Origin of the sequence: Rhizobium sp. UBA1881 (assembly GCF_002338015.1) — a bacterium.
Lineage (GTDB): Bacteria > Pseudomonadota > Alphaproteobacteria > Rhizobiales > Rhizobiaceae > Rhizobium.
Genome location: NZ_DDHH01000202.1, coordinates 1 through 10,114 on the forward strand (window position 1 = coordinate 1; position 10,114 = coordinate 10,114).

Consider the following 10,114-nt stretch of genomic DNA (forward strand, 5'->3'; position numbering starts at 1 on the left):
GCCGCTGCCAACCCCGGCCGCCGCTGCCATTCCGCCCTCCTCGATTGAAGGCTTCGGCCTGCGCGGTTCGCTCGGCACCGCGGCAGCAACGCCGGCAACGCCGCAGCGCGCCCCTGCCGTAACCCAGGCGCCTGCCGCATCGCCGGCATCCGGTGGTTGGATCAGCGACCTGCTGCGCGGCGCGTCGCGTGACGAGAGTGCAGAAGAAGCAGTTGCCCGCCAGCCGGCGCCCCGTGTAGACCCACCGGCACCCCAGGCGCCGCGCGCCGGCGACAACCGCAATCCGCGCCACGTCGTGGAATCGCTGAACTCGCTCTCCGTCGACATTGCCCGCGCCATCGATCACGATGCCTCGGTCGATCTCTGGCGCCGCTACCAGCGCGGCGAGCGCGACGTCTTTACGCGCCGCCTCTACACGCTCAAGGGCCAGCAGACCTTCGACGAGATCAAGCACAAGTATGACCGCGAGCCGGAATTCCGCACCGCCGTCAACCGCTACATCGCCGACTTCGAAAAGCTGCTCGCCGACGTCGCCCGCACCGACCGCGACCGGACGATCACCCAGTCCTACCTGACCTCCGACACCGGCAAGGTCTACACCATGCTCGCCCACGCGGCAGGCCGCCTGAACTAAGGCGCAACGAGAAACAAGCAAAAAGGCCGCATCGGAAACGATGCGGCCTTTTTTGTTTGGGTGACTGGGCGGCAATGCCCGAAGGTCATCACTGGCGCGTCCGATTACGGCGTCGAAAACTCACTCCGCGGCAGCATTCTCCGTCAGTAAATGGCAAAGACTTGCTATCACTTCAGCAGCCTCCTTCAGCCCGGAGGCCACCACATGATCCGGCACGCCGTCATCGATCAGCGTTGCAAGTTCCGCGAGGTCGTAGACGATATGGCCGCGCCGTAGCTCGTTCTGGGCGAGATCGATGCCCAGCTCGGCATGCATGCGATGGATCGCTCTCGCGGCCGATATGACGAGCATCCGCTTCTGCGCGATGTCGGCCGCGTCAAGGCGATCCAAGGCTCGCGCGGTCTCTTGCGATTGCAGCAAATACGGGTGCATGACGTCCTCCTACTGGTCATCGAGCGATCGGCAGGCAGATCTCCCCCATCATGCCAGCGAATCGCCATTTGGTTGCATCATGAGGAATATTCACCAAAAACAATGAGGACTGCAACCCAGGGATTTACCAAGAAAAACAACATCTCTTTCGCCTTCCGCGGAGCCACCGACATCCGCGCGTCGCTGAGAGCGGCGCCAAGGCCTCCGCAACTCAAACAAAAAGGGCCGAACCCATAAGGTCCGGCCCTTCTCTTCAATTCATATCCACTCACCGAAAACCGGTGCGCGGAAACTCTTACGCCTCGGCGTCCGGCGGCGTCTCGTCGCCAGCCTCTGCGGTCGGCTCTTCGCCCGGCGCAACGGCGGTTTCCTCGCCGTTCTCGGTACCTTCCTCGACCTCGTCTTCCGGATCGCGGATGCGCTCGACCGATACGACCTTCTCGTCCTTGGCGGTCGAGAAGATGGTCACACCCTTGGTCGCGCGGCTGGCGATGCGGATACCGCCGACAGGCACGCGGATGAGCTGACCACCATCCGAAACCAGCATGATCTGGTCGTTGTCATCGACAGGGAAGGCAGCGACGAGTTCGCCGATCTCGCCCGTCTTCGACGTGTCGGTGGCGCGAATGCCCTTGCCGCCACGGCCGGAGATGCGGAAGTCGTAAGAGGAAGACCGCTTGCCGTAGCCCTTCTCGGAGACCGTCAGCACGTATTGTTCGCGTGCCTTCAGCTCTTCGTAGCGCTCGTCGCTCAGCTGTCCCTCTTCGGTGACTTCCTCGCCAACCAGCGCGATTTCCTCGGCCTCGCCCGTCGTCAGGCGACGCTCGTTGGCGGCGCGCTTGAGATAGGCGGCGCGTTCCCACGGCTCGGCATCGACATGGCCGACGATCGTCATCGAGATGATGCGGTCGTTATCGCCGAGGTTGATCCCTCGTACGCCGATCGAGTTGCGACCCGCGAAGACGCGGACGTCATCGACCGCGAAGCGGATGCACTGACCGAGTGCCGTCGTCAGCAGCACGTCGTCATGCTCGGTGCAGGTCTCGACGGAGAGGATTTCGTCGCCCTCTTCCTCGAGCTTCATCGCGATCTTGCCGTTGCGGTTGACCTGGACGAAGTCGCTGAGCTTGTTGCGGCGCACGGTGCCGCGCGTCGTCGAGAACATCACGTCGAGCGTTGCCCAGCTGTCCTCGTCCTCCGGCAGCGGCAGGATGGTGGTGATGCGCTCGCCTGGAGCGAGCGGCAGCATGTTGATCATCGCCTTGCCGCGCGAGGTCGGCGTGCCGATCGGCAGGCGGTAGACCTTTTCCTTGTAGACGATGCCGCGCGACGAGAAGAACAGAACCGGCGTATGCGTGTTTAGCACGAATAGCTGGCTAACGAAATCTTCGTCACGTGTGGTCATGCCGGAGCGACCCTTGCCGCCGCGGCGCTGCGCGCGGTAGGTCGTCAGCGGCACACGCTTGATGTAGCCGAGATGCGAGACGGTGACGACCATGTCCTCGCGGGCGATGAGGTCTTCATCGTCCATCTCGAGGCCGCCATCCATGATCTCGGTGCGGCGCGGCGTGCCGAACTCGTCGCGGACAGCAGCGAGCTCGTCCTTGACGATCGACTGTATGCGCACGCGGGACGACAGGATATCGAGGTAATCCTTGATTTCCTCGCCGATCTTGTTGAGTTCGTCGCCGATTTCGTCACGACCAAGGGCCGTCAGACGGGCGAGACGCAGTTCGAGAATGGCCCGTGCCTGCTCTTCCGAGAGGTTGTAGGTCATGTCTTCGTTGATGCGGTGGCGTGGATCGTCGATCAGCCGGATCAGGCCTTCGACGTCATGCGCCGGCCAGCGGCGGGTCATCAGTTCTTCGCGAGCCGACTGCGGATCCGGCGCCTGGCGGATGACGCGGATGACTTCGTCGATATTGGCGACAGCAATCGCCAGACCGACCAAGACGTGCGCGCGCTCGCGAGCCTTGCGCAGCAGGAATTTCGTACGCCGGCTAACGACTTCCTCGCGGAACGAAACGAAGGCGCGTAGCATGTCGAGCAGCTGCAGCTGCTCCGGCTTGCCGCCGTTCAGCGCCACCATGTTGCAGCCGAACGAGGTCTGCAGCGGCGTGTAGCGATAAAGCTGGTTCAGGATGACGTCGGCATTGGCGTCACGCTTCAGCTCGACGACGACGCGGTAACCCTGACGGTCGGATTCATCGCGCAGGTCGGAGATGCCTTCGATGCGCTTGTCGCGCACCAACTCGGCCATCTTCTCGATCATCGTCGACTTGTTCACCTGATACGGGATCTCGGTGATGATGATCTGTTCGCGATCACCGCGCATCGGCTCGATGGTCGCGACACCGCGCATGATCACCGAACCGCGGCCCGTCTCGTAAGCCGAGCGGATGCCGGAGCGGCCGAGGATCTTGGCGCCGGTCGGGAAGTCTGGACCGGGGATGATCTGCATCATCTCGGGCAGTTCGATCGCCGGATCGTCGATCAGCGCGATACAGCCATTGATGACTTCGACGAGATTGTGCGGCGGAATGTTGGTCGCCATGCCGACGGCGATACCGCCGGCGCCGTTGACGAGCAGGTTCGGGAATTTCGCCGGAACGACCACGGGCTCGGAGAGCGTGCCGTCGTAGTTGTCGCGGAAATCGACGGTTTCCTTGTCGAGATCGTCGAGCAGCGAATGCGCGGCCTTCTCGAGACGGCATTCGGTGTAGCGTTCGGCCGCCGGCGGATCGCCATCGACGGAGCCGAAGTTGCCCTGGCCGTCGATGAGAGGAAGGCGAAGAGACCAGTCCTGCGCCATACGCGCCAGCGCGTCGTAGATCGCGGTGTTGCCGTGCGGATGGTATTTACCCATCACGTCCCCGGTCACGCGGGCGCATTTGACGTATTTCTTGTTCCAGTCGATGCCGAGCTCGGACATGCCGTAGAGGATGCGCCGGTGCACGGGCTTGAGGCCGTCGCGCACGTCAGGAAGCGCGCGGCTGACGATGACGCTCATCGCGTAATCGAGATACGACCGCTGCATTTCCTCCATAATGGAGATGGGCTCGATGCCTGGCGGGAGCTTCCCGCCGCCGGGGGGTGTTTGCTCAGTCAAAATGGATCACATCTCTTCTAGAATCACTTGAAGATTTATAGCGGAAAGGCTGTTCCTAAGCCAATTTTGCAGGAAGTTTTGAACAGGCTTTTACGGTCTAATCAGGGCAAAACGAGGCTTATACGCCCCAATCGCCACCACGCACGCCGCGCCATTTGCAAAATCGGTTTGCCCACATCACAATCGCGCGAAAACCAAGCCCGGATATGGGTATACGGAGACATGATGGCAAGCGCCGACCAACTGATCAATGCCTTTACAACCCTGCTCGTCACGATCGATCCGCCGGGTCTCGCACCGATCTTTCTCGGCCTCACGGTCGGCATGAGCAGAGCCCAGCGCAAGCAGGTGGCGCTGCGCGGCACGATCATCGCTTTCATCATTCTCGCCGTCTTCGCGCTCTTCGGATCGAGCGTGCTGGGCGTGCTCGGCATTTCGATCGGCGCCTTCCGCATCGCGGGCGGCCTGCTGCTCTTCTGGATCGCCTTCGAAATGGTGTTCGAGAAGCGCCAGGATCGCAAAGAGAAAACTGGCACAGCGGCGATCACCGTCGACCACATCCAGAACATCGCCGTCTTCCCGCTGGCGATCCCGCTGATCTCAGGCCCGGGCGCGATCTCGGCAACGATCTTGATCGCAGGCTCGATGCAGACGGCGTTCGAGCTGGCGCAGCTGATCATCGTGATCGCCGCAAGCCTGCTGCTGCTTTTCCTGGCGCTCCTGATCGCCGACAGGCTGGACCGCTTCCTCGGCGTCACCGGCCGCGCCATCCTGACCCGCCTACTCGGCGTCATCCTCGCCGCCTTGGCAACCCAGTTCGTCGTCGATGGCATCAAGTCGGCGATGAACCTCGTTCCCTCGGCCGTCTGAGCTTTCAGTTAAAACGCAAACGGCGCACCCCGAGGCGCGCCGTCTGAAACCTTTCCGTCTGTCGTTCGATCAAAACGGAATATCGTCGTCGAGATCGCGCGAGAAATTGCCGCCACCGCCGGAAGATGCACCACCGCCCGAGCTGCCACGGCCCGACGACTGCGAAGGCGAACCGTAATCATCGCCATAGCCGCCGCCACCACCGAAATCACCACCACCGGCATTGCTGCCACGGCCACCGCCGTAACCGCCGCCAGAACGCTCGCCACCGCCTTCGCCGCGTCCATCGAGCATCGTCAGCGTCGAGCCGAAGCCCTGCAGCACGACTTCCGTGGAATAACGATCCTGGCCCTGCTGGTCCTGCCACTTGCGGGTCTGCAGCGCGCCTTCGATATAGAGCTTGGCGCCCTTCTTGACGTACTGCTCGACGACCTTGCACAGGCCTTCGTTGAAGACGACCACGGTGTGCCACTCGGTCTTTTCGCGACGCTCGCCGGAATTGCGGTCGCGCCAGGTCTCCGAGGTCGCGATACGGAGGTTGGCGATCGGCCGGCCGTCCTGCGTCCGACGGATTTCGGGGTCTGCGCCCACGTTTCCGATCAGAATTACCTTGTTCACGCTGCCAGCCATACTTTTCACCTTCTTGTCGTGTTGCCGATATTGCGAAGCCCGCAACATGCGCAACGAAATTGACAACACCTTACCCCATCGGCCTTCGCCGGTGTGCGGTTGAGCTTCGTTAATCCACAACGAAATTTGTTCTTTATTTGTTCTATTTTATCATTATCATCGTGTCAACGGAATCGAAAAGCGTGAACCACAGGGATATTCAGCCTCGACTCGCCAGCCGGCATCACTACATAAAGGCTCTTCTTATCCCCCCGAGACATTGAAGCAGAAGACGATGAGCGAACTGAAGACGATTTCAATCCGTGGCGCGCGCGAGCACAATCTGAAGGGCATCGACCTCGATCTGCCGCGCAACAAGCTGATCGTCATGACGGGCCTGTCGGGATCGGGCAAATCCTCGCTCGCCTTCGACACCATCTATGCCGAGGGCCAGCGCCGCTATGTCGAGAGCCTGTCGGCCTATGCCCGCCAGTTCCTCGAGATGATGCAGAAGCCCGATGTCGACCAGATCGACGGCCTCTCGCCGGCGATCTCGATCGAGCAGAAGACGACCTCGCGCAACCCGCGCTCGACGGTTGGCACCGTCACCGAGATCTACGACTACATGCGCCTGCTCTTCGCGCGCGTCGGCGTTCCCTATTCGCCGGCCACCGGCCTGCCGATCGAGAGCCAGACCGTCAGCCAGATGGTCGACCGCATCCTCGCCTTCGAGGAAGGCACGCGTCTCTTCATCCTGGCGCCGCTCGTGCGCGGCCGCAAGGGCGAGTATAAGAAGGAACTCGCGGAGCTCATGAAGAAGGGCTTCCAGCGCGTCAAGATCGACGGCCAGTTCTACGAGATCGCCGATGCCCCCGCGCTCGACAAGAAATACAAGCACGACATTGATATCGTCGTCGACCGCGTGGTCGTGCGCGCCGATGTCTCGGCGCGTCTTGCCGACAGCCTAGAGACCTCGCTGAAGCTCGCCGACGGTCTCGCTATAGCCGAATTCGCTGACAAGCCGCTACCTGTCGAGGAGACCGCCGCCGGCGGCTCGGCCAACAAGTCGCTCAACGAAACGCACGAGCGCGTGCTTTTCTCGGAAAAATTCGCCTGCCCGGTCTCCGGCTTCACCATCTCGGAGATCGAGCCGCGTCTCTTCTCCTTCAACAATCCGGCCGGCGCCTGCCCGACCTGCGACGGCCTCGGCGCGCAGCAGAAGATCGACGCCAACCTGATCGTGCCGGAACCCGAGCGCACGCTGCGCGACGGCGCGATTGCCCCCTGGGCCAAGTCGTCCTCGCCCTACTACAACCAGACGCTGGAAGCGCTCGGCAAGCATTTCGGCTTCAAGCTCGGCGCCCGCTGGAACGACCTCTCCGCCAAGGCGCAGGACGTCATCCTCAACGGCACCGAGGAAAAGATCGAGTTCCACTACGTCGACGGCGCCCGCTCCTATACGACGCACAAGAATTTCGAAGGCATCATCACCAACCTCGAACGCCGCTGGAAGGAAACCGACAGCGCCTGGGCGCGCGAGGAGATCGAACGCTACATGTCGGCAGCACCCTGCCCGTCCTGCAATGGCTTCCGCCTGAAGCCGGAAGCGCTGGCCGTGAAGGTCAACAAGCTGCACATCGGCCAGGTTACGGATATGTCGATCCGCATCGCCCGCGACTGGTTCGAAACGCTGCCTGACAGCTTCAACGCCAAGCAGAACGAGATCGCCGTCCGCATCCTGAAAGAGATCAGGGACCGCCTGCGCTTTCTGAACGACGTCGGCCTCGAATATCTAAGCCTCTCGCGCAACTCCGGCACGCTCTCGGGCGGCGAAAGCCAGCGCATCCGCTTGGCCTCGCAGATCGGCTCCGGCCTCACCGGCGTTCTCTACGTGCTCGACGAGCCGTCGATCGGCTTGCACCAGCGCGACAACGCCCGCCTGCTCGAAACGCTGAAGCACCTGCGAGATATCGGCAACACCGTCATTGTAGTCGAGCATGACGAGGACGCCATCCTGCAGGCTGACGACGTCGTCGATATCGGCCCCGCCGCCGGCATTCACGGCGGCCAGGTGATTGCCCACGGCACACCGCAGGATATCATGGCCAACCCGAAGTCACTGACCGGTAAATACCTGTCGGGCGAACTCGGCGTCACCGTTCCCGAAGAGCGCCGGAAGGTGAAGAAGGGCAAGGAAATCAAGGTCGTCGGCGCCCGCGGCAACAACCTGAAGAACGTCACGGCATCGATCCCGCTCGGCGTCTTCACGGCGGTCACGGGTGTGTCCGGCGGCGGCAAGTCCACCTTCCTGATCGAGACGCTCTACAAGTCCGCCGCCCGCCGCGTCATGGGCGCGCGCGAAATCCCGGCGGATCACGACCGCATCGACGGCTTCGAGCACATCGACAAGGTCATCGACATCGACCAGTCGCCGATCGGCCGCACCCCGCGCTCCAACCCGGCCACCTATACCGGCGCCTTCACGCCAATCCGCGACTGGTTCGCCGGCCTGCCGGAAGCAAAGGCGCGCGGCTACCAGCCCGGCCGCTTCTCCTTCAACGTCAAGGGCGGACGCTGCGAGGCCTGCCAGGGCGACGGCGTCATCAAGATCGAAATGCACTTCCTGCCTGACGTCTACGTCACCTGCGACGTCTGCCACGGCAAGCGCTACAACCGCGAAACGCTCGACGTCACCTTCAAGCAGAAGTCGATCGCCGACGTTTTGGACATGACCGTCGAGGAAGGCGTCGAGTTCTTCGCAGCCGTCCCCGCCGTGCGCGATAAGCTGCAGGCCCTCTTCGATGTCGGCCTCGGCTACATCAAGGTCGGTCAGCAGGCGAACACCCTGTCGGGCGGCGAAGCCCAGCGCGTCAAGCTCGCCAAGGAACTCTCGAAGCGCTCGACCGGCCGCACGCTCTACATTCTCGACGAGCCGACAACAGGCCTGCACTTCCACGACGTGGCGAAGCTGCTCGAAATGCTGCACGAACTGGTCAACCAGGGCAACTCGGTTGTCGTCATCGAGCACAACCTCGAAGTCATCAAGACCGCCGACTGGGTCCTCGACTTCGGCCCCGAAGGCGGCGACGGCGGCGGCGAGATCGTGGCGTCTGGCACGCCCGAGGCGATCGTCAAGGAGAAGCGCTCCTATACCGGCCAGTTTCTGAAGGAACTGCTGGAACGGCGGCCGGTGAAGAAGGTGCAGGCGGCGGAGTGAGCGATATCCTCTCCACGGTGCGTGTGTTGATCGCTGACGGCAAGTTCAGGGTCTCGGCACACGCGCTGCAGGAGTTGTTGAACGACGATCTGCTGATCGAGACGTTGGTGATGGATATAGCTGCGGCGGTGGTCGTGGAGGAGTATCCGGACTATCACAAGGGACCCTGTGTTCTGGTCCTGCAGACGGACGAGCGGGGAAGGCCCATACATTTGCTTTGGGGCATCCCATCAGGCGCATCCGAGCCGGCGGTGTTGATAACAGCATACATTCCAGATCCAGATCGCTGGAATGACGATTTCACCAGGAGGAAGCCGTAATGACGAGACAGGCGTCGCAGCTCATTCGTGAGGGGGAGTATGCCGCGGAGGTCATCGTGGAGCTTCACGACGACGGTGGCGAATGGTCCCCGACGGTAAGCCCGGAGGATATCCGCAAGCTGGATCGCGTACGTCGGGCTCTTCGTGAGCATGATTTCGAAGGTGCCGAGAAGGATGGACGCGTTTACCGGCTCGTGCCGCGCGAGGCTGACTATCCGAAGAGCGGTTTTGGCGAAAACAAACAGGATGGATTGAAGTCATGACAAACCCCGGCACCATTCGCGTCGGCATCGGCGGCTGGACATTCGAGCCCTGGCGCAACCACTTCTTCCCGTCCACGCTGAAGCAGAAGGACGAGCTGAATTATGCCAGCCGGCAGCTGAAGGTCATCGAGGTCAACGGCACCTATTACAGCTCTCAGAAGCCCGAGACCTTCGCCAAATGGGCCGCAGATGTGCCAGAGGGTTTCATCTTTTCGCTCAAGGCCAGTCGCTTCAGCACCAACCGCAAGATCCTCTCCGAGGCCGGTGAATCGGTCGAGCGTTTTCTCGGCCAGGGCATCGTCGAACTCGGCCCGCATCTCGGCCCCATCCTCTGGCAGTTCGCGCCGACGAAGAAGTTCGAGCCTGAGGATTTCGAGGGCTTCCTCAAGCTTTTGCCGGACAAGCAGGATGGCCTGCCGCTGAAGCATGTCGTCGAAGTCCGTCACGACAGCTTCAAGGTGCCGGAGTTCGTGGCGCTGCTTGCGAGATACGGCGTCGCCCCTGTGGTCGCTGAGCATTTCGATTATCCGATGGTGGCGGATGTCACCGCCGATTTCGTCTATACCCGCCTGCAGAAGGGCTCGGACGAGATCAAGACCTGCTATCCGCCGAAGGAGCTGAAAGCCTGGGCGAAGCGCCTGGAGACCTGGGCCGAGGGCA

At 62.1% G+C, this 10,114-nt stretch carries 9 protein-coding genes; 6 read left to right on the forward strand and 3 right to left on the reverse strand.

Going from position 1 to position 10,114, the window contains the following annotated elements:
* On the forward strand, positions 1-634 hold a 634-nt coding region (locus B3605_RS24915; protein WP_296436807.1), incomplete at its 5' end, for a hypothetical protein.
* 120 nt (positions 635-754) lie between these two features.
* Here the strand turns inward: B3605_RS24915 and B3605_RS24920 are convergent.
* A complete protein-coding gene (locus B3605_RS24920) occupies positions 755-1,066 on the reverse strand; it encodes a hypothetical protein (RefSeq protein WP_112941638.1) in 312 nt (103 codons plus the stop codon).
* 295 nt (positions 1,067-1,361) lie between these two features.
* Positions 1,362-4,175 carry a DNA gyrase subunit A gene (gene gyrA / locus B3605_RS24925; protein WP_112941639.1) on the reverse strand — a complete coding sequence of 938 codons (2,814 nt, stop codon included), beginning with the start codon at positions 4,173-4,175 and terminating at the stop codon, positions 1,362-1,364.
* Between the two features lie 225 nt (positions 4,176-4,400).
* Here gyrA and B3605_RS24930 point away from each other — a divergent pair, with 225 nt between their 5' ends.
* Complete coding sequence (locus tag B3605_RS24930) at positions 4,401-5,045, forward strand: MarC family protein (RefSeq protein WP_112941640.1); 645 nt, start codon at positions 4,401-4,403, stop codon at positions 5,043-5,045.
* A gap of 69 nt (positions 5,046-5,114) precedes the next feature.
* Here the strand turns inward: B3605_RS24930 and B3605_RS24935 are convergent, their stop codons facing one another.
* Positions 5,115-5,675: a single-stranded DNA-binding protein gene (locus B3605_RS24935; RefSeq protein ID WP_112941641.1), complete on the reverse strand. Its 561-nt coding sequence runs from the start codon at positions 5,673-5,675 to the stop codon at positions 5,115-5,117.
* 274 nt (positions 5,676-5,949) lie between these two features.
* Between B3605_RS24935 and uvrA the strand changes: the two genes are divergently transcribed.
* The 4 genes from uvrA to B3605_RS24955 all read left to right on the forward strand — a co-directional run.
* Complete coding sequence (gene uvrA / locus B3605_RS24940) at positions 5,950-8,871, forward strand: excinuclease ABC subunit UvrA (protein WP_112941902.1); 2,922 nt, start codon at positions 5,950-5,952, stop codon at positions 8,869-8,871.
* Positions 8,868-9,191, forward strand: a complete 324-nt coding sequence (locus tag B3605_RS24945; protein ID WP_112941642.1) for a DUF4258 domain-containing protein — start codon at positions 8,868-8,870, stop codon at positions 9,189-9,191. Before uvrA ends, B3605_RS24945 begins: the two co-directional genes overlap by 4 nt.
* Positions 9,191-9,454 carry a hypothetical protein gene (locus B3605_RS24950; protein ID WP_183794610.1) on the forward strand — a complete coding sequence of 88 codons (264 nt, stop codon included), beginning with the start codon at positions 9,191-9,193 and terminating at the stop codon, positions 9,452-9,454. The genes B3605_RS24945 and B3605_RS24950 overlap by 1 nt, the downstream gene beginning before the upstream one ends.
* On the forward strand, positions 9,451-10,114 hold a 664-nt coding region (locus B3605_RS24955), incomplete at its 3' end, for a DUF72 domain-containing protein (RefSeq protein ID WP_296436808.1). The genes B3605_RS24950 and B3605_RS24955, both read left to right, overlap by 4 nt.